At 59.7% G+C, this 19,869-nt stretch carries 21 protein-coding genes; 14 read left to right on the top strand and 7 right to left on the bottom strand.

Annotated elements, in window-relative coordinates; genetic code table 11:
* Nucleotides 1-64: 64 nt before the first annotated feature.
* Nucleotides 65-805: a flagellar basal body P-ring formation chaperone FlgA gene (gene flgA, locus GOQ28_RS04650; protein ID WP_160355630.1), complete on the bottom strand. Its 741-nt coding sequence runs from the start codon at nucleotides 803-805 to the stop codon at nucleotides 65-67.
* A 172-nt stretch (nucleotides 806-977) separates the two neighbouring features.
* Between flgA and flgB the strand changes: the two genes are divergently transcribed.
* Genes flgB through flgG form a run of 6 tightly spaced genes read left to right on the top strand, consistent with a single transcriptional unit; the run spans nucleotide 978 to nucleotide 5,604 of the window.
* A complete protein-coding gene (gene flgB, locus GOQ28_RS04645) occupies nucleotides 978-1,391 on the top strand; it encodes a flagellar basal body rod protein FlgB (RefSeq protein ID WP_160355629.1) in 414 nt (137 codons plus the stop codon).
* Nucleotides 1,392-1,401: 10 nt separating this feature from the next.
* Entirely contained in the window at nucleotides 1,402-1,815 is a 414-nt protein-coding gene (flgC, locus tag GOQ28_RS04640) for a flagellar basal body rod protein FlgC (RefSeq protein ID WP_160355628.1), read from the top strand.
* A 10-nt stretch (nucleotides 1,816-1,825) separates the two neighbouring features.
* Nucleotides 1,826-2,503, top strand: a complete 678-nt coding sequence (locus tag GOQ28_RS04635) for a flagellar hook capping FlgD N-terminal domain-containing protein (RefSeq protein WP_160355627.1) — start codon at nucleotides 1,826-1,828, stop codon at nucleotides 2,501-2,503.
* A gap of 36 nt (nucleotides 2,504-2,539) precedes the next feature.
* On the top strand, nucleotides 2,540-4,021 hold the full coding sequence (locus tag GOQ28_RS04630; RefSeq protein ID WP_160355626.1) for a flagellar hook-basal body complex protein: 1,482 nt from the start codon (nucleotides 2,540-2,542) through the stop codon (nucleotides 4,019-4,021).
* Nucleotides 4,022-4,023: 2 nt separating this feature from the next.
* Nucleotides 4,024-4,791 (top strand): flagellar basal-body rod protein FlgF, encoded by a 768-nt coding sequence (gene flgF, locus GOQ28_RS04625; protein WP_160355625.1) that lies wholly within the window; start codon nucleotides 4,024-4,026, stop codon nucleotides 4,789-4,791.
* 24 nt (nucleotides 4,792-4,815) lie between these two features.
* Nucleotides 4,816-5,604, top strand: a complete 789-nt coding sequence (gene flgG, locus GOQ28_RS04620; protein ID WP_160348467.1) for a flagellar basal-body rod protein FlgG — start codon at nucleotides 4,816-4,818, stop codon at nucleotides 5,602-5,604.
* Between the two features lie 58 nt (nucleotides 5,605-5,662).
* Here the strand turns inward: flgG and GOQ28_RS04615 are convergent, their stop codons facing one another.
* Nucleotides 5,663-6,487, bottom strand: a complete 825-nt coding sequence (locus GOQ28_RS04615; RefSeq protein WP_160355624.1) for a TauD/TfdA dioxygenase family protein — start codon at nucleotides 6,485-6,487, stop codon at nucleotides 5,663-5,665.
* Nucleotides 6,488-6,601: 114 nt separating this feature from the next.
* On the opposite strand from GOQ28_RS04615, the gene GOQ28_RS04610 reads away from it, so the two are divergent.
* The 6 genes from GOQ28_RS04610 (at nucleotide 6,602) to GOQ28_RS04585 (ending at nucleotide 12,384) form a co-directional block, all read left to right on the top strand.
* Nucleotides 6,602-7,495, top strand: a complete 894-nt coding sequence (locus GOQ28_RS04610) for a LysR family transcriptional regulator (protein ID WP_160355623.1) — start codon at nucleotides 6,602-6,604, stop codon at nucleotides 7,493-7,495.
* A gap of 212 nt (nucleotides 7,496-7,707) precedes the next feature.
* Complete coding sequence (locus GOQ28_RS04605; protein WP_160355622.1) at nucleotides 7,708-8,703, top strand: Bug family tripartite tricarboxylate transporter substrate binding protein; 996 nt, start codon at nucleotides 7,708-7,710, stop codon at nucleotides 8,701-8,703.
* 5 nt (nucleotides 8,704-8,708) lie between these two features.
* A complete protein-coding gene (locus GOQ28_RS04600) occupies nucleotides 8,709-9,440 on the top strand; it encodes an SDR family oxidoreductase (protein ID WP_236844225.1) in 732 nt (243 codons plus the stop codon).
* Entirely contained in the window at nucleotides 9,437-10,213 is a 777-nt protein-coding gene (locus tag GOQ28_RS04595; RefSeq protein ID WP_236844224.1) for an SDR family oxidoreductase, read from the top strand. The genes GOQ28_RS04600 and GOQ28_RS04595 overlap by 4 nt, the downstream gene beginning before the upstream one ends.
* 136 nt (nucleotides 10,214-10,349) lie before the next feature.
* Entirely contained in the window at nucleotides 10,350-11,375 is a 1,026-nt protein-coding gene (locus tag GOQ28_RS04590) for a membrane dipeptidase (RefSeq protein WP_160355620.1), read from the top strand.
* 22 nt (nucleotides 11,376-11,397) lie between these two features.
* Nucleotides 11,398-12,384 carry a Bug family tripartite tricarboxylate transporter substrate binding protein gene (locus GOQ28_RS04585; protein WP_160348462.1) on the top strand — a complete coding sequence of 329 codons (987 nt, stop codon included), beginning with the start codon at nucleotides 11,398-11,400 and terminating at the stop codon, nucleotides 12,382-12,384.
* A 53-nt stretch (nucleotides 12,385-12,437) separates the two neighbouring features.
* Here GOQ28_RS04585 and GOQ28_RS04580 read toward each other — a convergent pair whose 3' ends face one another.
* From GOQ28_RS04580 to GOQ28_RS04560, 5 genes are all read right to left on the bottom strand, one after another.
* A complete protein-coding gene (locus tag GOQ28_RS04580) occupies nucleotides 12,438-13,361 on the bottom strand; it encodes a LysR family transcriptional regulator (protein WP_160355619.1) in 924 nt (307 codons plus the stop codon).
* Nucleotides 13,362-13,450: 89 nt separating this feature from the next.
* Nucleotides 13,451-14,698, bottom strand: coding sequence for an NAD(P)/FAD-dependent oxidoreductase (locus tag GOQ28_RS04575; RefSeq protein ID WP_160355618.1), 1,248 nt, complete (start codon nucleotides 14,696-14,698; stop codon nucleotides 13,451-13,453).
* A gap of 128 nt (nucleotides 14,699-14,826) precedes the next feature.
* Nucleotides 14,827-15,801 carry a tripartite tricarboxylate transporter substrate binding protein gene (locus tag GOQ28_RS04570; protein WP_160355617.1) on the bottom strand — a complete coding sequence of 325 codons (975 nt, stop codon included), beginning with the start codon at nucleotides 15,799-15,801 and terminating at the stop codon, nucleotides 14,827-14,829.
* Nucleotides 15,802-15,828: 27 nt separating this feature from the next.
* Nucleotides 15,829-16,854 (bottom strand): dipeptidase, encoded by a 1,026-nt coding sequence (locus GOQ28_RS04565; protein WP_160355616.1) that lies wholly within the window; start codon nucleotides 16,852-16,854, stop codon nucleotides 15,829-15,831.
* A gap of 51 nt (nucleotides 16,855-16,905) precedes the next feature.
* Complete coding sequence (locus GOQ28_RS04560; protein ID WP_160355615.1) at nucleotides 16,906-18,180, bottom strand: NAD(P)/FAD-dependent oxidoreductase; 1,275 nt, start codon at nucleotides 18,178-18,180, stop codon at nucleotides 16,906-16,908.
* Nucleotides 18,181-18,265: 85 nt separating this feature from the next.
* Between GOQ28_RS04560 and GOQ28_RS04555 the strand changes: the two genes are divergently transcribed.
* A complete protein-coding gene (locus tag GOQ28_RS04555) occupies nucleotides 18,266-19,021 on the top strand; it encodes an IclR family transcriptional regulator (protein WP_160355614.1) in 756 nt (251 codons plus the stop codon).
* Nucleotides 19,022-19,167: 146 nt separating this feature from the next.
* Nucleotides 19,168-19,857, top strand: a complete 690-nt coding sequence (locus GOQ28_RS04550) for a flagellar basal body L-ring protein FlgH (RefSeq protein WP_160355613.1) — start codon at nucleotides 19,168-19,170, stop codon at nucleotides 19,855-19,857.
* Nucleotides 19,858-19,869 lie beyond the last annotated feature (12 nt).

Raw genomic sequence — 19,869 nt, 5'->3', positions numbered from 1 at the left:
GGTCTCGAGGAGAGGTGTGTCGATACTTTTACGGCATGAAAGCCGGAAAATTTAGCCCAGACGCTCAGAAAGTGACAACCACGGTCCCGGCGTCGCTCACCACGCCCTGGATGAGCTTGCCATTGGGGATTTTGACCTCAATGGTGCCTCCGATATCCGCGGTGGTAAGGGCTTCGCCCTGGTTTGTAACATGAAGGCCGGGTCCGCGTACTTCGATTTTGACGGTCTCGCCGCGCCGGATTGCCTGTGCGCTACGCGTGGCGCTCATGCGTACGGGCTTTCCCACCTGAATCCGGTGCGTGGTGACGCGTCCGACCAGCTGATCGGGCGTGGTCAAGGCGTGATCGGGCATGCGCAGCAAATCGCCGGTCCGCGCATCCAGCATGTCCGCAGTGATGGCCTGATTGACGCCCAGTGTCTGGGCCGCGACGTAATACGTACCGTGGATCTCGACCTTGGCTCTGACATAGACAGGCGCGGCGTCGCTATGTTGGCAGCGCACCGCGACGGTGGTGTCAGACCGGATCTTGCGTCCCGGGGGCATATACACGTGATACGCATCGCACCCCGCTAAAGACTGAGGGGCAGCCGGCGGCGTGACGTGGATGATGGGTTCGCCCTCGTATTGCTGGGCGGCGGCTTCGAACAAATACTGTTCTACCTGATCGGCAATCGCCTGGCTCAGCGCATTGGCGCCGGACTGCGCCACGGCGGGTCTCGACGTGAAACCGAATACCAGCGCGGCAGCCACCAGCACGACGCGCGCGAAGTCATGCAGAAAATGGTTACGGGGTCGGGATGTCATGCGTGCAGTGTACGGCTGTGCCGAATCGGGCCAATGGCGGAAATAAGCGCGAATTCGCCGCTTGTTTGTGTCTTTGTTAAAGGGGGCGCGCTTCTATGATCCTCACCGTGCCAATGGTGTTTACGCAGAGCATTGGTGGCTGTTGTAAACCCGATCAGGCTTGGAGTGAACAGTGATAGACAAACTCGGTTCAGAGTTCAGCTTTCTACAGACGGCGGTGGCGCTGCGGCAACAGCGTATGGAGCTGTTGTCGACCAATATCGCCAACGCGGACACGCCCAACTATAAGGCCCGAGATTTGGATTTCAAGCAAGCGCTGGAAAAGGCGGTCGGAGCGAATGGTGCCTTGCCCAATACGCAGCTGACCTTGACCTCGGATCGTCATCTGCCGGGCATGGGCACCGGCCCGCTGCAGTTCGCGCCGCAGTATCGCGTGCCTTACCAGGTCAGCATGGACGGCAATACGGTCGAGATGGATGTGGAACGCATGGCCTTTGCCGATAACACCATGAAGCAGCAGGCCAGTCTGCAGTTTGTGACCGCGCGCATTCAAAGCTTGATGAGCGCGTTGAGCCCCACCACCTAAGGCGCCACTCATGACCTTGAGCATTTTTCAGATTGCGGGCTCCGCGCTGACGGCACAGTCGCAACGTATGAACGTGTCGGCCAGCAACCTTGCAAACGCAAATAGTGTGGCCGGTCCCGATGGCCAGCCTTATCGGGCCAAGCAGGTGGTCTTTCAGGTTGACCCGCTGGGCGATGCGATGCATCTGAACCCCATCGGCGGCGTCAAGGTCGCCGGGGTGGTAGATAGCCAGGCGCCTATGCGCCGCCAGTATGACCCCAAGAACCCTGCGGCGGATCAAGACGGCTACATCACCTTGCCGAACGTCGACGTCGTGGCCGAGACGGTCAATATGATCTCTGCCAGCCGCTCCTATCAAGCCAACGTCGAAATCGTTAATACCGCTAAAAGCTTGCTTCAGCGAACGCTGAGCATCGGCCAGTAAAAGGATACGCATGACCACTGCCATTACGAACCAGGGTAATTCCAGCTCCCTGTATGCCACGCAGACCGCAGCGGCGAAAAGCGCGAACGATACGAGTCAATTGCAGGATCAGTTCCTGACCTTGTTGGTCACGCAGCTGCAGAATCAGGATCCGCTGAATCCGATGGAGAACGCCGAGGTCACCTCGCAGATGGCGCAGTTGTCCACGGTCAGCGGCATTAACGAACTGAACGCCACACTGCAAGCCGTGGCCGGCCAGATCGATGTGTCGCAGTCGATGCAGACCGCCTCGTTGATCGGTAAAAGCGTGCTCGTACCTGGCGAAAAGGTCAAAGTGGGCGAGGGCGTGGCGACGCCTTTTGGCGTGGATTTGATGAGTCCTGCCGCCAAGGTGACGACGTCTATCCTCGATGCGAGTGGCAGGGTCGTGCGCGTGATCGAACACGGTCCGCAGCCGGTCGGCGTGATGTCGTTGGCGTGGGACGGCAAAGACGACATGGGCGTGGCGGTCCCCGATGGCGCCTACACCGTCCAGGTCGCGGCCAGCGATACCTCGGGCACCGCGGTAGCCGCCAGCGCCTTGACCTACGGTCAGGTCAACAGCATCGCCTTTACCGCGGATGGTCTGCGCATGGATCTGGGCTTGGCGGGCAATGTGCCCGTGAGCGATCTGCGCAAGGTCATGTAACTCACGCATCATTCAAATCTAGTACGAGAGAACAACATGGGTTTCGGACAAGGTCTGTCGGGTTTGAGCGCTGCGGCGCAGAATCTGGACGTCATCGGCAACAATATCGCCAACTCCGCCACGGTGGGTTTTAAATCGTCCTCGGCGTCGTTTGCCGACGTGTATGCCGCCAACTCGCGCGTGGGTCTGGGCGTACAGGTATCGGGCATCAATCAACGTTTCTCGGTCGGCAATGTGAAGGTGACCGGCGGGCAATTCGACATCGCGATCGATGGCGCCAAGGGCTTGTTCCGCTTGCAAGAGAAGGACGGCTCGTTGGTGTATTCACGCAATGGCGAGTTCTTTGCGGATAAAAACGGCTATATCGTCAACGCCCAGGGTCAACAATTGACCGGGTATGTGGGTGGCGCGGACAGCACCACGCTGGGCGCGCTGACCGTGCCCACGGGCAACATCGCCCCGCGGGCCACGAGCGAGGCAACGACGAAGGCCAACTTCGATGCCAATGCTCCCATTATTTCGGAAGTCGACATTCCCGAACAGCTGGGCGCTGTGATTCTCACGCCGGTGGACACGGGCGTGCCCGATGCGCCGGCTTATTATCGCGTGAGCAGCAGCGGCACCTTGTCGTGGTTCGATGCCGCTGGCAATGCGACAAGCTCGCCCGCGAACGGCAAATACACGAGCGGCAACGGCCTGCAGGTCGAGCTGACCGGCGGTCAAATCATCGCGGGCTCGTTTGATACGAACGCGCCCAACAATGCCTACGCCGCCGCGCAAACCGGCCGTCCGTTCTCGCCGACGGACCCTAAAAGCTATACCCACTCCTTGCCGATTCCCGTGTATGACTCGCTCGGCAATACGCACCAGTTGACGCAGTACTTCGTCAAACGCGACGGCGCCGCGGGCCTGCAAAGCCAATGGGATGTGCACTACACGCTCGACGGTTTGCCCGTGAATGAACCCGCTGGCGGCGGGCCGGTGCAAATGGTCTTCGATAGCGCGGGCCGCATGATTTCGGCCGCCGAAACGACGATCGTGATGAACGCACCCGGATTCGCCGGCGCCCCGGCCGAGCCCCTGGCGATTCGTTTGGATTACTCGGGTTCGACGCAATTTGGCGGCGGTTTCACGCCCAGCTTTACGCAGTCGGGCTACCCCACCGGTGAATACTCGGGGCTGTCGATCGCTGCCACGGGCGAAGTGATCGCTGCCTATACCAATGGCGAAACGCAGATCGTCGGTGTGGTCGCACTGGGCGACTTCCGCAATCTGCAGGGCCTTAAACCCGTGGGTGGCAACGCGTGGATTGAAACCTCGGAGTCCGGTCCGGTGCTGGTAGGCCGTCCGGGCGGCAACGGCCTGGCCGTGCTGAAGGGGCAGGCGCTCGAAGAATCCAACGTGGATATGAGCCAAGAGCTCGTGAATATGATTGTGGCGCAGCGCACCTACCAGGCCAACGCGCAGTCGATTAAGACCCACGATCAGGTTCTGCAGACTCTCATTACGATGCGCTGACGATGGATCGGCTTATCTACATTGCGGGCGGCGGTGCGGCCCGTACGCTCGAGCATCAGGCGGCGCTGTCGAACAACATGGCCAACGTCAGCACGCCGGGCTTTCGTGCCCAGCTGGCGGCGTACCGTGCCGTGCACATCACATTGCCTGGGCAAGACGCCTCGACGACCACGCGCGTGGCGTCGGTGGCCGCGACGGCCAACAGCAAATTCGAGCAAGGCGCGATCCAGACGACGGGTCGCAATCTGGATATTGCGATTCAGGGCGATGGATGGCTCGCGGTGCAGACGCCCGAGGGCGAGGCTTATACGCGTGCCGGCGCGCTACAGCGAAACGCCGACGGGCTGCTGGTCACCGCCACGGGTCGTCCGGTGCTGTCAGCGCAAGGCGCGCCGATCGATCTGGGCGATAGCGAACGCATCGCCTTTGATCGCAATGGCGGTATCAACGCACGTCCCGTGGGCGGGCGCCCGCGCGACGTGCAGCGCGTGGCGCAGATCAAGCTCGTCAATCCTGATCCGGCAACGCTGGTGCGGGGCGATGATGGCTTGTTCCGCTCGCTCGGCCCCAATGGTAAAGCTGCGCCTCTGCTCGCTGATCCGCAGGTACGGGTCATGGGTGGCGCGCTGGAAGGCAGCAACGTCAGCGCCGCCGAAAACATGGTCGGTCTCATCGAGAACGCGCGTCGATTCGAGATGCAGATGAAGATGATCGCCGACGCCAATCAAAACGAACAGAAAGCCAACTCGATCCTTTCACCGGGTGGCTGATCAAGTTAACAGGAGTACCCCACCATGCTGCGCGCCCTCGCCATTGCGAAAACGGGTCTGGAAGCCCAACAGACCAATATGGACGTGATTTCCAACAACCTGGCTAACGTGAACACGGATGGCTTTAAGCGCAATCGCGCCATGTTCGAGGATCTGATGTATCAGACCATGCGGCAGGCAGGATCCCAGGTGGGTGATGCCAACATGCTGCCCACGGGTCTGCAGTTGGGTACCGGCGTGCGCACGGTGGCGACCGAGCGCATTCATGCGCAAGGTGGCATGAAGAACACCGGGAACTCCCTGGACATCGCCATTCAGGGTCAAGGCTTTTTGCAGGTCGAGTTGCCTGACGGATCCTTTGCCTATACGCGCAATGGCTCTCTGCAGGTTGATGGCCAAACGGGACAGTTGGTGACGGCCGGGGGATATCCTATTCAGCCGCCCATCAACATTCCCGACAATGCGCTGTCCATCACGATTGCGCGTGACGGTCAGGTTTCGGTGACGCAGCCGGGCGCGCCTGGTATCAATGTGAACGTGGGCCAACTGCAGCTATCCACGTTCATGAATCCCGCAGGTCTGCAGAGTCTTGGCGAGAACCTGTATCTGGAAACGGATGCTTCGGGCGCTGAAAACGCGCTGCAACCGGGTATGGATGGCGCGGGTCTGATCATGCAGCAGTACACGGAAAGCTCGAACGTGAATGTGGCCGAAGAGCTGGTCAACATGATCACGACGCAGCGTGCGTACGAAATGAACAGCAAGGCGATCTCGACGTCGGATCAGATGTTGGCACGCTTGACGCAGCTGTAATCATGACTCGTGTGCGCGTGTCCTGGCACGCGCGGCGAGCGTCCCAGGACCGCGTCGTTCAAACGGGGCGTGTGCCCTGCAGCGTGATGCGATGCATTTCCCGCCGCTGTCCAGGATAGTCATTGATCGCATAATGCATCGTGCAGCGATTGTCCCAAAATGCGATAGAGCCCTTGCGCCAGCGGAACCGGCAAGTGTTTTCCGGTTTGGATGCGTGTGCATATAGATACTGCAACAGTGGCAGGCTTTCGGCGCGTGTCATGCCTTCGAAAGCATGGGTGAACGGCTGATTAACGAACAGGCATTTCCTGCCTGTCTCATCATGCGTGCGTACGACGGGATGTACCACATAGTTCACGCCGACGGTCTCAAGCAGTTTTGTCGAACGCGTCGCGTTGCGCGCGGCGGTATTGCCCGTCAAGAATTCGTTCGTATGCACGGCGCGCATTCCTTCCAGTTGCTGTTTCAGTCCATCAGACAGCGTCTCGTACGCGCGATACAGGTTGCACCATAAGGTGTCGCCACCGACTGCGGGCACCTCGCGTGCGTAGAGCACCGATCCCATGGGTGGCGTTTCCTGATAGGTTTCATCCGTATGCCACGTATCGCCGATGATGTCGCGGTCGGTGGGCTCTTTGATCACGGGCATGATCTCCGGATGGCTGTCGAGCGTCTTGTACACCGGGCTTTTGCTGATGGCGCCGAACTGGCGCACAAAGGCGATCTGCTGCTCCTTGGTGAGCGTCTGGTCCCGAAAAAAGATCACGCAATGATCGAGCAGGCACTGGCGAATCTGCGCCAGCATTTCAGGCGTCAGCGGTTTAGAGACGTCGACCCCGTGAATTTCAGCGCCTATGGTCCCAGTGAGTTTGATAATTTTCATGTCGACTCCACTCTTTCTTTTTGCCCAAAACGGGTGTGAGCGGCCAGTATAATTACCAAAAAATTGGCACGTCTAATACTGTTTTTCTGGTGAATTAATAGGTTTTCACGAACTATGATCGATGCGAGACGCTTGCGTTATTTCGTGGCGGTAGCAGAGGAACAGCACTTTAGCCGTGCGGCCGAACGCCTCGGTATCAGCCAGCCACCGCTGACCGAGCATGTGCGCGCGTTGGAACACGAGCTGGGCACGTCGCTGTTTCAACGCACCACGCGCAGCGTCACGCTGACCGAGGACGGACAAAACTTTCTGCCGCATGCGCGCCGTATCCTCGCCGATATCGACCGCTGCGCGGAAGTCATTCGCGACGCCCGTTGGAAAAAGATGCGTACGCTACGCGTGGGAATGCTGCACGCCTACGCCTATACGTTCCTGCCCAAACTCCTGTCGACTTGGGCGCGCACGGCGCCGGATATCCGCCTGAGTCTGCTCGAACATGCGACGCAGGATCAGACAGCAACGGTGCTGGCTGGCGAGGTCGATATCGCTTTCGTGCGCGAGCCTGTCCAGGATCCCATGCTCACAGTGCAGAGACTGTTCTCGGAACCCTATTGGATAGCGTTACCCGAACGCTGGGAGATCGCCGCGCAGCGCAAGATCTCGCTTGAACATTTGAACGGTCGCCGCATGATCGGTTTTCCCAGCCATCATGCCAGCGGCAGTACACGTGCACTGTTTCGCGATGTGTTTATCAAGCATAAGGTCAAGACAGCCGATTTTCTACAGGTCAAGACTATGCACGCCGCTCTGGCGTTGGTGGCGGCGGAGCAGGGGTTTTGTCCTGTGCCGCAGTCGCAGTGTGATCTGAAGCTCTACGGCGTCAAATATCGCCCGTTCGCCGAGGTCATCCCACAGCTCTCGGTGGGCATCGCATACCGCCACGCCATGCAAGATGATATCGCGCGTGGATTTATCGATTTCTGCATCGGTTATTTTCAGAATAAGTAACGGTTTTTCCTCTTGAGTTCGCGGATTTATAGGAAAACCAAAGAAATCACGGCCTGAAATTGTATTGGTCACTGCTGTTGGCCGATGCTAAATTTTTGTCTCCAAAACCACGCAGAATGGGCGCGCTGTGCTTCGGTATGAAGCGCGCGGCTATCACTACTAGAGTCGATATCCGGATGCTGCGGTCCGACGAACTCGGGAGACAGAGCGAGATGGAGATCAAGAGAGGTTATGCCTGGCCGCAACTGTGCATGGCGATCGGTGCGAGTGTCATTAGCCTGACCGCGAGCGCACAATCCCCGCAAGAATGGCCCAGTCACCCCATCACGTGGGTGGTGGGTTACGCGCCTGGAGGCTCCACCGATGTCGTGGCGCGCACCATAGCCAAGAAAGTCTCGGAGGACCTCGGTCAGCCCATCGTGGTACAAAACCGGCCGGGCGCCAATAGCAACATCGGTGCGGTGTCGGTGTTACGCGCTGGTTCCGACGGCTATACCTTTTACGTGGGCTCGGGTGCGAATGCGATCAACCGGACGCTGTACTCGAATCCGGGCTATGACATCGCAAAGGACTTTTCCGCCGTCGCGTTATTCGGGACGGTATCAAACCTTTTGGTAGTGAATCCCGATCTGCCGGTGCGCACGGTCGGCGAATACATCGAGTATGCGAAGAAAAATCCCGGCAAACTGACTTGTGGGTCGTCGGGCCCCGGCTCGAGCATCCACATGTCCTGCGAGCTGTTCAAGATCGAAACCGGAACGGACATCATGCATGTCCCGTTCAACGGCAGCGGACCCGCCATGACCGCGCTACTGGGTGGGCAGGTGGATTCCATTTTCGAGAATATGCCTACCGTGATGCCGAATGTGCAGGCCGGCAAGCTGCGTGCGCTGGGCGTGACGAGTCCGGATCGATGGCCCACGGCGCCCGATATCCCAACGTTGCGCGAGTCTGGGGTGCCAAATTTTTCAGTCGTCACCTGGTTCGGCCTGTTCGCTCCAGCCCAGACCAATAGTGACATCGTCACCAAGATGAACAAAGCCATTAACGTTGCATTGCAAGACGCATCGACTCGGGATGTGCTGACGCAGCGTGGCCTGCAGGTGCCACCCCAACCCAACCCGCCGGGCGAATTTGCGCAGCGGGTCAAAGCCGATGTCGAAAAATGGGCAACCGTCGTGCGTCAATCCGGCGCGAAGGCCGACTGACTACGATGAAGCAGACATCTCGCCGTATTACTCTGATCACCGGTGCAAGCCGCGGCATAGGGTTGTCTATCGCCACGCGTTTGGCCGCTGACGGTCATCATGTGATCGGTCTGGCGCGAACGGCGCCGGATCGCGCCTTTCCAGGAACATTTATATCCGTAGATCTCGCCGATGCCCAGGCGACAGATGCGGCTTTAAGTGAACTAGCTCGCGCGTACGAAATTGACAGCGTCGTCAATAACGCGGGACTGACGACTTCGAGCACGTTGGAGGAGACGTCGGTCGCGGAACTGGATCGTATCCTCGCCATCAATGTGCGCGCGCCCCTGCAATGCGTACAGGCGTGTCTGCCGTCCATGATTCGATCTGGCCAAGGTGCAATTGTCAACATCGCCAGCCGCGCGGCGCTTGGCATGCCGCGTCGCAGCGCCTATTCCGCTGCAAAGAGCGGCCTGATGGGTTTTACGCGGACATGGGCACTGGAACTCGGTAAGCATGGCATTACGGTGAACACCATCTCGCCCGGGCCCGTAGAGACCGAGCTGTATCGCAATAACAATCCGATGACCCCGGAACAGCGCGAACAGCTCGAAAGCCGTATTCCCTTGCGCCGGCTTGGGCAACCCGAAGATATCGCGGGTGCGATTGCCTTTTTTCTGTCCGCAGATTCGCGTTTTATCACCGGTCAGACGCTGTACGCTTGCGGTGGCCTTTCCATCGGAGCCGCGCCGCTATGAAGCCACATCTGAATGCAGCGGGACGCTCTTATGTCGCGCTCATAACTGGCGCCGCGGGCCAGATTGGCTACGCCATCGCAACGCGTCTCGCCGAGGACGGCTACCGCGTCGTGCTCGTGGATCGGGCCGACGCGGTTCACCGCTGTGCGACGCAGCTAAAGACCGCCGGCCATCAGGCGATGGGTGTGGAAATTGACATCGCAGACCCGCAAGCAGTCGCCGGCCTGCCCGTTCAACTGGGGCAGTGGTGGGACGATTTGGCGGTCCTCATCAACAATGCGGGAATCTCGCCGAAGACCCAGGGCGCCAAGCGTAAAGTGATCGACATGCCTTTGGACGAATGGCAACAAGTCCTCGCCGTCAATCTGACGGGCATGTTTCTCGTCACCCGAACGTGTTTACCCGCGATCCAGCGACAGGGCTGGGGGCGCATCGTCATGATTGCCAGCCAAGCCGCACGCACGCGCACGCATGTACCAGGCGCGCACTATCAAGCCACCAAGGCGGGGATGGTGGCTTTCGCGCGCGTGCTCGCGGCCGAGGTCGCGCCTTACGGCGTCACCGTGAATAGCGTGGCTCCCGGGCGGATTCGCACCGACATGACAGCGGCCGTCAGTGATACGGTCAATGGAGACCTCGCCAGCGCTACTCCCGCCGGTCGTATGGGCTTGCCGCGAGAGGTCGCGGCGGGTGTGGCGTATCTCGTGTCGCCCGATGCAGCCTATTCGACCGGTTCGATACTCGATATCAATGGCGGCAGCTTCATGCCGTAGCGGCAGGCGGGGAGGCAGGTGGCGTAGCACCTGCCTCCTGCATTATTTAAAAAAATGATGGTGGCCTCAAGCACATGTGATTGGACCCGTACCTCGAATTCATCTTCAATGATGATCCTCAACCGGAGGTACTTCAGTGAACAGCTCAGCACAATCCCAAGCGCTTCATGATCGGTCCATCGTTATTGACGGTCTGATTTATTTCAGTGATGGCGACGCCAGCGACCTGTTGGCGGGCGGCGTTACGGCGGCGAACGTCACCGTGTCGGATTACCGCGCCGACCCGCAACGCGCGTTCGACGAAGTCTGCGAATGGCGGGAGCGCCTGCGTCAGCCGGGCTGCCCGTGGAAACTGGTGCTTAACGCCGACGATATCGTGGCGGCGAAAGCGCAAGGGAAGGTGGGTCTGATCATGGGTTGGCAGAGCATGCGGCCCATTGAGGACCGGATTGAACGGATCGAGGCTTTTGCCGCGCTTGGCGTTCGCGTCATGCAGCTGACCTATAACGAGGCCAACTATATAGGCGACGCCTGTCTGGAGGCTCGCAACAGTGGCCTGACCAATTTCGGTATCGAAGCTATCGCGCGCATGAATGAAGTCGGCGTGGCCGTTGACCTGAGCCACTGTGGCGAGCAGACGACTTTGGACGCCGCCAAGTATTCCAAAAAGCCCGTGCTTTTAACTCACGCCAACGCCTCCGCGCTGCAACCGCGCAAGCGCAACAAGTCGGATGAAGCCATCAAGGCCGTGGCCAATTCTGGCGGCATGATCGGGATCAGCGTACACGGATTCCTGAATTGGGAAGGCGATCCGCAGCGTCCGCCGTCCATGGAAGGTTTCATCAGCAACGTTAAACACGTGGGCAAACTCGTGGGCTATGACCACGTCGGCATCGGCACGGACTATCCGAGCGTGCGCTCCTACGATGCCGTGCGTCACGTGATTGAAATGGGTGAGAAGTTCTACGCCAAGAGCGGCGGCGACTTCTCGCGCGCCTTCGGCCATTCCGTCAAGGCGCGATATCCCGAAGGCTTTGACTCAGCCCGCAAGATGAGCAACATCACTGCCGCGCTGCTCGATGCCGGCATCAACGAAAGCGACGTCGAGAAAATCATCGGCGGCAATTTCCTGCGGATTCTGGGCGAGATTTGGGGCGGCTAACGCGCTGGCCGAGGAAGCAATCATGAGTTTGATTACTAAGTATTTTCGGCGCGGTCTGGCAACGGTGTGCGGCGCCGTCATCGGCGCATCGCTTCTGGCGGTGTCGCCAGCGGTCGAAGCGTCTCCGGATTTTCCAGCTAAACCCATTCGGCTTATCGTCGCCTATCCGCCCGGGGGCAGCACGGATATTACCGCGCGGATTGTCGCTGAACGCATGGGAGCGCTGCTGGGTACCAGTGTGGTGGTCGAAAATCTGGGCGGCGCCAGCGGCACCATCGGTGCCGCCAAGGTCGCCCGTACGACGCCAGACGGCTACGAGCTTCTGTTTGGCTCTTCGCCCGAGTTGACCATCACGCGTTTCACGAACAAAGGTCTTCCCTACGATTCGCTCAAGGACTTCACTCCCTTGACGCTCATCGCGAAGGTCCCCTATGTTCTGACGGTCAGGGATTCGTTGCCCGCTAAAACGCTGTCTGAATTCATCGCGCTGGCAAAGGAGCAACAGGGAAAACTGACTTTTGCCTCTACCGGTGTAAACACCACCGCGCACTTGATCAGCGAAGTTTTAAAGCGCGACGCGGATATTGATTTCCTGCAGGTGCCCTACAAGGGCAGCGGTCCGGGAATGATGGACCTGCAAGCGGGGCACGTCGATTTCACGATCGATACGCTCACCGCTTCGATGGTCGCTGCACAATCGGGTCGCGTGCGTATCCTCGCGATTGCAACGCCGGAACGCTCCGAGATCGCTCCAGAGATCCCGACCTTCGACGAAAGCGGCATGCCAGACTTCGTGCGGGGAACCTGGTTCGGCATTCTGGCCCCGGCGGCCACGCCGGACGCGGTTAAGGAAAAAATCGCAAAGGCGGCTCGCGAGGTTATGGCATCGGAAGACGTGCGCGAAACGCTGCGCAAGCGCGGCGTCATGGCCGCCGGCGGACCACCGCAAGAGTTCGTGGATCTCATCAACTCGGAAATTGAGGGCTGGTCGTTTTTGGGTAAGCAGTAACGCAGCTGCGTCGCCATGGCCGAGCGCCACGGCGGCGCGCTGTATGGAGCCAATCACATCAACCCGGTCGGCTCGGTTTTCTCATGCGTGGTCCCGTTCTTCACGCACCGTACCAAGCTATGACGCAGCCAACGGTGTGGCGGGACATCATCGTTACGACGATGCCACACCAGCTTCACTTGATTGCCGGGGATCGGTACCGGCGTCTCGGTGACGTGGAGCCTGTCGGAGTAGCGGCTGTTCTCCACCAATTTGCGCGGCAACAGCGCCAGCAAATCGGTTTCCGAGACGATGCGAGGCGCGATGCTGATCTGATTCAAGGTCAATGCGATTTGCCTGCGTATGCCGTAGCCTTCCAGATGCCCTTCGATGGCGCTGGTGCCGCTAGCCGATACACTGATGCGCAGGTGCTTGGCTGTCGAAAATGCCTCCACGGTCATGGGCTTTTGCGCCAGCGGATGGTCTTTGCGCATCACGCATACATACGGGATGACTTCGATGACCATGTTGGGGAATTCTTCCGGGATATTGGGCAGTATTCCTGCGGCCACATCTATTTCGCCTTCACGTAGCATTTCCTCAAGGCGGTCCATCGCATAGGGACAGAGGCTAAGCGAGACGTGAGGGGCTTCGCGTAGAAGGTACTTGATAAACGGCGCCAGCAGAAAATGATGCGCGTAATCGGAAGCCGCGATCCGGAAGGTTGCCGAGGACAATCTGGGATCAAAATCGTTGTGCAAACGGATACGGTTGACTTCGCGTATCGCTGCCCGAAGATTCGGCCATATCAGTTCGGCACGCGCGGTGGGCGCGACACCGCCCAGGTGCCGTACGAAAAGTTCATCCTTGAACTCGGCGCGGAGTTTGGCCAAGGCGTTGCTCACGGCCGATTGTGAAATGCATAGGCGTTCGGCCGCGCGGGTGACGTTGCGCTCCTGCATCACGGCATCGAAAACCTTCAGTAAGTTCAGATTCATGACACATTGATTGAAAATCTACGTCCGCCCGCTACAACTTTGACCTGACGCCGCGCAACGCTAAAGCTAGACGCCAAACGACACCGCCATCAGGAGAATCGGGCAGGCGTGAATGGTCGCATCTCAACGGTATCCCGTCCCGCTACCACGCTTTCCGCGACCATGCGCCCCGTGACGGCGGCAAAGGTCAAACCCAGGTGACCATGCCCCAGCGCCAGTGTAACGGCGGGTTGGCCGGGCACGCGCCCCATGATGGGGAGCGAATCGGGCGTGGAGGGACGAGCGCCTATCCATTTGGACAAGACCTTCACGCGCTTGCCCAACATGGTGGCGACATCGTTTTCCAATAGCGTGTACAAATCCTCATTTGGAGGCTCATCGGGCGAGGCAAATTCCGCAATGCCGGCCGCGCGGATACCACCGCGCATGGGCGTGAGGTATACCGATTTCTCCAACCATGCTACCGGTCGGTTGAGCTGCACGGTGGCACCGTCGAGCATCAAGTGGTAGCCGCGTTCGCTAACGAGAGGTAGTCGACACCCCAAGCCGGCGGATAACCGCGCGCCCTCGACGCCGGCGCACACGATCACATGGTCAAATGCATGCGACCTTCCGTCGGCCATGAGCGAGCAGCTATCGCGAGACGCATTGATGGTATGGATTTGCGCTTGCAAAAATTGGCCGCCCTGGCTGACGAAGTGCTCGGCGTAATGGACACAAAGGGCATGCGGGTCTAGCGTAAAGCGAGCATCTGGGTAGTAGACGCCACCCGCATGAAAGGGGCCGATGCCCGGCTCCATGGCCGCTGCGTCCGCCGCATTCAAGCGCATGGCGTGCGCGCCCAGGCGCTCGCGCAGGCCTATATGGCCCGCGAGCGCTCGTTCGAGTCCTTCGGCGCTCGAACTGAGCGAGAGCACCCCATCGTCGCGCACGAGTGAAGTAGCCCCTGTCATCGTCACCAGCGTATAGGTGTCGTCCGATGCCGTCTGCTGCAGTTGAGTCAGCGCGACACAGCCCGCCTCGAACCGCGATGGTGTACAGGCCCTGGCAAACTCGGTGGCGTAGCGCCATAGGTTGGGCAAGTAGTTGCGCCGCACGGCGATGGGGCTTGTTTTGTCGCGCAATGCGAAGGGCAGTTGTTTGAGCTGCTTCCAGCTCGTGTACGGCACGCGCGAGAACTCCGCGAATACGCCGGCGTTGCCGAAAGACGTGCCACTGCCTGGGGCCGCACGGTCGATCAGCGTGACTTGCCGAATGCCGGCACGCTGCAACCATAGCGCGGTCGAAAGCCCGACGATGCCCGCGCCAATCACTCCAACTCGTAAGGCTTCGCTCATACCCACATCGCGCGGTGTAAAAACTGAGTTATCGGGCAATCCCCGCAGACGCGCTGCGGTGATGTCCGCATCGGGGGAGAGAGTCCGGCGCCTGCGCAGCAGAGCAGAACTCTCCCTTAGCCCACGGGTTACTTCTTGTTTTCCGCCAAGCCTAGCTTCTTGACGATCTCGCCTTCCAGCGCAAACTGCTCGCCGGCGTACTTAGCGTAGTCCTCGGTGTTCATGTAGTTCTCTTGCATGCCGAACTGAAACAACGCGTCCTTGAACGCTTGGGTGTCAGCGACCTGCTTGAACACATCATGCAGTTTTTTGACGACCGCGGGGTCCATGCCCTTGGGGCCGATGATGCCCATGGGAGCAAAGATCGGCGGCGTACCGTCGACTTCTTCCAGCGTGGGTGTGTCGGGGAACTGCGGCGCACGCTTGGCGCCCCAGGTCACCAGCATGCGCATCTTGCCGGAGTTGACCATGGGCAATACCGTGGTCGAGCCCGCATACACGTCGAGGAAACCTCCCACGACCGCCGGGATCACTTCGGATTCGCCCTTGAAGGGGATGTGCCGCCATTTGATGCCGTGACGCGAGGCGGTTTCTTCCATCATCACGTTGGAGAAACTGCCCACGCTCGCGGTACCGTAGGTGATCTTTTCGGGATTGGCTTTGGCGTACTCCACCAGATCCGAGAAGGTCTTGAACGGCGAGTCCGCCAAGACGGCCGCACCCACGGTGTAGCCAGCCAGCGCCACGATGTAAGTGAAGTCCTTCAACGGGTCGTAGCCCACATCCGCGATGTGCGGCATGCGCAGCGTCGGGCTGAGGATCACGCCCAATGTATAGCCATCGGGCTTGGCGCCAACCATCGCCTTGGAGCTGAGCGTCGCGCCTGCGCCGCCACGGTTTTCCACGATGATGGTTTGGCCGAGGATGGGTTCCGAGAGCTCGGCCAGACGGCGTGCCACCATATCGGTGGAACCGCCGGCGTTATACGGCACGATCAATCGTATCGGGCGGTTCGGGTATTTGTCATCCGCAGCGGCAGGGGCCGCGGCAAACAAGGCCGAGACGGCGATCACACTAGCAAGGCACTTCGATAACAGCTTCATACATTCCTCTTGGGGTTGCTGTGCTGACTATTTCGCAACCGACCAGATGTCGTTGAATGCGCGCTGGAAGTTGCCTCCGAGCACGCCTTCGATCTGGCCAGCGGTCAAGCCGGCTTGTTCCAACGCTTCGGTAATGCGGGGGAACTGAGCGGGGGTGGGGATTTCTACGGGATAGCGCGCTTCCATCACATCGCCAAACGCGCTGGAGAAGTCGCCGCCCGAGGCAGCGTACTTGGTGCGCGACATGACCATGACGTGACGCACGGCTTCGTACGTTTCGACAGACGGATAATCGGTGCCGATGCCGACGTGCTCATAGCCGACCAGATTGCCGATGTGCTTGATGTTGGCGACGAAGTCTTCCATGGTCGGACGCTGACCGGCCTTGCCGCGCCAGAGCAGATAGGCGTGGATGCTGCAACCAATCACGCCGCCGGTATCGGCCACGGCGCGGATCACATCGTCGGATTTGTTGCGCGGGCGCACGATGATGGCGTTGGCGTTGGCATGCGTGAGCAACACGGGCTTGGTGCTATGTTGCGCGGCATCCAGGCAGGTTTGCGGTGCACAATGGCTCAGATCGATCGCGATACCGACGCGATTCATTTCTTTCACCATTTCGATGCCCAGCATGGACAGGCCCGCGTTGCGCTTTTCCAGGCAACCGTCGCCGATCAGGTTGGCCTCGTTGTAGGTCAGCTGAATGACGCGCAGACCCAGGGTATGGAATAGTTTGACGCGATCGATCTGGTCGCCCAGCGGCTTGGCGTTTTGCCAGCCCATGATGAGCCCCAGCTTGCCCTCTTGCTTGGCGCGTACGATGTCCTCGGTTTGTTCGACCAGCACCCAGGAGCTGGAAGGATCCAACGCGCGCTCGCGCCAGGTCACGGCATCGCGCAACGCCTCTTCAAAGCCGGCGCTCATTTCAGTCACGGTGAGGTTGATTGCGCTGACGCCACCGGCCAACATGTCGCGAGTGTCGCCATCGCTGAAGAAAACCAGGCCGTCGATGACAACGGAATTACGGTGCAAGGCTTCGGATGATGCGGTCATAAAAATACTCCTGCTATGCAGACGGGGGGATGGTCCCCGACAGTAGATTGATTAAAAGCGGCCCAGGCGGAATGCGCCCATATCGATGTCGGGCCGATTGCCCATGATCAGGTCTTTCATGACCTCCCCGACAGCCGGGCCAATGCCGAATCCGTGACCGGAAAAGCCCGAGGCGAGGTAGAAACCGGGTACGGTGTCCACGGCAGACATGACAGGCAATGCGTCCGGCGTGACATCCATATATCCCGCCCAGGATTGTGCGATCTGCGCTTGGCCTAGGATGGGAAACGCCTGTGTGGCATTGCGCCAAGCTTGCTTAAGCCCCAATTTCGAAGGCTTAGGGTCCAGAATTCGTGTTTTCTCGAAAGGGCTCACCTGGTCTAGCGCAAAGCGACGAGGGGTGGCGAGCTCTTCGAAGAACCGCTTGCCAATACGCAGCCGGACAAAATCGCGATTGCGCAGCCAGGTCTGCAGGAAATGCCCCATCAGACGGAAATTGTCCGGGACCAGATCCGCCATCGACGCCGCGAATTGGGAAATGGTGTAGCCCCCGTCGCTGCGCTTGCGGCAAGTGAAGTTCTTGCCGTTGATCGCGGCCGTGGGGCCCTCGGGCAGTGCGGTGGTGCGTAACACCGACCCGCGGACTTTGAGTTGTGGGAACTCGACGTCCATATTGCCGCAGAAGAGCCGTGACCAGGCTCCCCCTGCGAGCAAGGCGGACGGAGCCGCGACGACTCCGTGCTCGGTGACGATGGCGCTGAGTTTGCCGCCGCTTTGTTCGATCCCCCGCACGGCGCAGTTCTCGAAGATGAGGGCACCGGCGTCTTGAGCGAGTTCTGCGATGCGCTGCGCGGCCACAGTGGGCTCGGCCACGCCGTCAGACGCGCTGTACATCGCGCCAGACCAGCCGCGCGGCGAGGCGGGGATCAGCGAGAACAGCGCGGGAGCCTCGATCAGGCTAGCCTCCACTCCATATTGGCGCACACTCTGCAGCCAGCGATAGTGCTGCTGCATATCGGCGTCGGTCTCTTGCAGATACAACATCCCGGTTGTACGAAAGCCGACATCTTTCTGTGCCTGGATGTCTTGCCACAGTTGCTTGGCGCGCATGGCCAGCGGCACCTCGACCGGGTCACGGCCTAGTGTTCGCACCCAGCCCCAATTGCGCGATGACTGCTCGGCGCCTATGCGGCCCTTTTCGAACAGCGCTACCCGCAGACCTTCCTTGGCCAGTGCGTAGGCAGTGCACACGCCTATGATCCCGCCGCCGATAATGGCTACTTCGACCGAGGACGGAAGCTGTTCCGGTGCCCGAAAATTTGACATGAACTATCGCTCTTCGATAAATTAATTTGTTATTCGATATATTTATACCTGTATAGTGCTGCGTAGCGCAATTAGGAATTGACCCATGGCGAATCCAGCTCTGCTTATCCAGTCGTTAGAAAAAGGTTTGTCGGTACTAGAGTGCTTTCGCGATTACGAAACGCTAGGGTTGCAAGAAATCGCGAACGTCGCGGGCATCACGCTTGGCTCGGCACAGCGCGTTGCTTATACGCTCGAGCATGCGGGGTATCTGGCGAAGGATCCGCAGACCAAGCGATATCGTGTCAGCGTCAAGGCCGTGGGCTTGGGCTATAGCTATTTGCGATCCGGGGCCTTGCTGCAGCAAGCGCATTCCGTGATGCATCAGTTGAACCAGGCTTGCGGAGAGGTGGTGAACCTGTCGGTGCCTGACAACTGCAATCATATGGTGTTTGTTATGCGGGTCGCGCCCGCCAAAACCATTCCGCTGTATATGCCGGTGGGCACGCGGCTGCCGTGTCATGCCACCGCCTCGGGCCGCGCGATCTGGTCCGCCTTGTCTGGCGCGGTGCTCGAGGAAAAGCTGGCTGCGCTGGCGGCTACCCATACGGAAGTGCAGCCAGGCATGAGTGTTGATGATCTGCGCGGGCTGATTCAGCAAGCGCGAGCGGACCTTTACGCCTACGCCGACGAAGCCTTCTATGTGGGCGATATCAACGTCGCCGCCGCGATCAAGGGGCAGGACGGCGAACCCATCGCGTCGATCAATATTTCCGTACCCAAACTGCGTTGGACGCTCGAGCGCGCGCGGGCGGAATTGGGGCCCTTGGTGGTCGAGGCCGCACGCGCCATCAGCCGATAAGTCCACGCGCGGTCCGGCCACCTGCGAGGCCGCGCTTACCGGTTAGAACCGTAAACTACCGGCCTTTTGCGGCCTTGTTCATCGGATCACAGAGCGGGGGCGATTTCTACAATCGTTACCTCCCCAAGCTTTGTTCTCGATCTGGAATGAACCGTCTCGTCAGCTTTCTGGTCCTTGGCGCATGTCTTATCGTAAGCGGCTGCGCACTGGTGCCGCCAGAACCTGTCGTCACCGGGCCGTTGACGGCCGCGCCTCCGTCGCCGCAAGCGCTCGCGGCGCAAAGCGAGCCCAACGGTTCGATTTTTCAGCCCACGTCTTACGGTAATTTCCCCCTGTTCGAGGATCGTCGCCCGCGCAACGTCGGCGATGTGGTGACCGTGGTGATCCAGGAAAAAACCAATGCGGCCAAGAACGTCTCGACCTCGACCAATCGCGACGGCAGCGCATCGCTAGGCTTAGACGCCGTGCCGAAGTTCTTCCCGCCTGGCATGGGCCCGGATCAGTCCTTCGAGATGTCGGGCGATAACGACTACCAAGGCAAGGGATCGTCCAGCGCGGCGAATAACTTCAGCGGCACCATCACGACGACGGTGATCGCCGTATTGTCCAACGGCAATCTGCAGATTGCCGGCAATAAGGAAATGGCGATTAATCGCGGCAGCGAATATGTGCGTTTTTCGGGTGTGGTGGATCCGCGTTCGATTACCGGCTCGAATACGGTGCTGTCTACGCAGGTCGCCGATGCGCGGATCGAGTACCGCAGCAAAGGCACCATGGCCGAGGTCCAGGAAATGGGTTGGCTGCAGCGCTTTTTCCTGAATATTTCTCCGTTCTAAAGGCACAGGGCC

The sequence above is a fragment of the Bordetella sp. 02P26C-1 genome (genome assembly GCF_009763255.1).
In the GTDB taxonomy this organism is placed as follows: Bacteria; Pseudomonadota; Gammaproteobacteria; order Burkholderiales; family Burkholderiaceae_B; genus Bordetella_A.
This window is presented reverse-complemented; position numbering and strand designations above follow the sequence as displayed.

What these genes read in the sequence shown, in the direction of transcription:
- GOQ28_RS04550 (WP_160355613.1), top strand. Translation starts at nt 19,168, where the DNA reads ATGAACCGTCTCGTCAGCTTTCTGGTCCTTGGCGCATGTCTTATCGTA.
- GOQ28_RS04560 (WP_160355615.1), bottom strand. Translation starts at nt 18,180, where the DNA reads ATGTCAAATTTTCGGGCACCGGAACAGCTTCCGTCCTCGGTCGAAGTA.
- flgF (WP_160355625.1), top strand. Translation starts at nt 4,024, where the DNA reads ATGGATCGGCTTATCTACATTGCGGGCGGCGGTGCGGCCCGTACGCTC.
- GOQ28_RS04600 (WP_236844225.1), top strand. Translation starts at nt 8,709, where the DNA reads ATGAAGCAGACATCTCGCCGTATTACTCTGATCACCGGTGCAAGCCGC.
- flgA (WP_160355630.1), bottom strand. Translation starts at nt 805, where the DNA reads ATGACATCCCGACCCCGTAACCATTTTCTGCATGACTTCGCGCGCGTC.
- GOQ28_RS04610 (WP_160355623.1), top strand. Translation starts at nt 6,602, where the DNA reads ATGATCGATGCGAGACGCTTGCGTTATTTCGTGGCGGTAGCAGAGGAA.
- GOQ28_RS04605 (WP_160355622.1), top strand. Translation starts at nt 7,708, where the DNA reads ATGGAGATCAAGAGAGGTTATGCCTGGCCGCAACTGTGCATGGCGATC.
- GOQ28_RS04580 (WP_160355619.1), bottom strand. Translation starts at nt 13,361, where the DNA reads ATGAATCTGAACTTACTGAAGGTTTTCGATGCCGTGATGCAGGAGCGC.
- GOQ28_RS04575 (WP_160355618.1), bottom strand. Translation starts at nt 14,698, where the DNA reads ATGAGCGAAGCCTTACGAGTTGGAGTGATTGGCGCGGGCATCGTCGGG.
- GOQ28_RS04615 (WP_160355624.1), bottom strand. Translation starts at nt 6,487, where the DNA reads ATGAAAATTATCAAACTCACTGGGACCATAGGCGCTGAAATTCACGGG.
- GOQ28_RS04595 (WP_236844224.1), top strand. Translation starts at nt 9,437, where the DNA reads ATGAAGCCACATCTGAATGCAGCGGGACGCTCTTATGTCGCGCTCATA.
- GOQ28_RS04585 (WP_160348462.1), top strand. Translation starts at nt 11,398, where the DNA reads ATGAGTTTGATTACTAAGTATTTTCGGCGCGGTCTGGCAACGGTGTGC.
- flgG (WP_160348467.1), top strand. Translation starts at nt 4,816, where the DNA reads ATGCTGCGCGCCCTCGCCATTGCGAAAACGGGTCTGGAAGCCCAACAG.
- GOQ28_RS04565 (WP_160355616.1), bottom strand. Translation starts at nt 16,854, where the DNA reads ATGACCGCATCATCCGAAGCCTTGCACCGTAATTCCGTTGTCATCGAC.
- GOQ28_RS04635 (WP_160355627.1), top strand. Translation starts at nt 1,826, where the DNA reads ATGACCACTGCCATTACGAACCAGGGTAATTCCAGCTCCCTGTATGCC.
- GOQ28_RS04630 (WP_160355626.1), top strand. Translation starts at nt 2,540, where the DNA reads ATGGGTTTCGGACAAGGTCTGTCGGGTTTGAGCGCTGCGGCGCAGAAT.
- GOQ28_RS04555 (WP_160355614.1), top strand. Translation starts at nt 18,266, where the DNA reads ATGGCGAATCCAGCTCTGCTTATCCAGTCGTTAGAAAAAGGTTTGTCG.
- GOQ28_RS04570 (WP_160355617.1), bottom strand. Translation starts at nt 15,801, where the DNA reads ATGAAGCTGTTATCGAAGTGCCTTGCTAGTGTGATCGCCGTCTCGGCC.
- flgC (WP_160355628.1), top strand. Translation starts at nt 1,402, where the DNA reads ATGACCTTGAGCATTTTTCAGATTGCGGGCTCCGCGCTGACGGCACAG.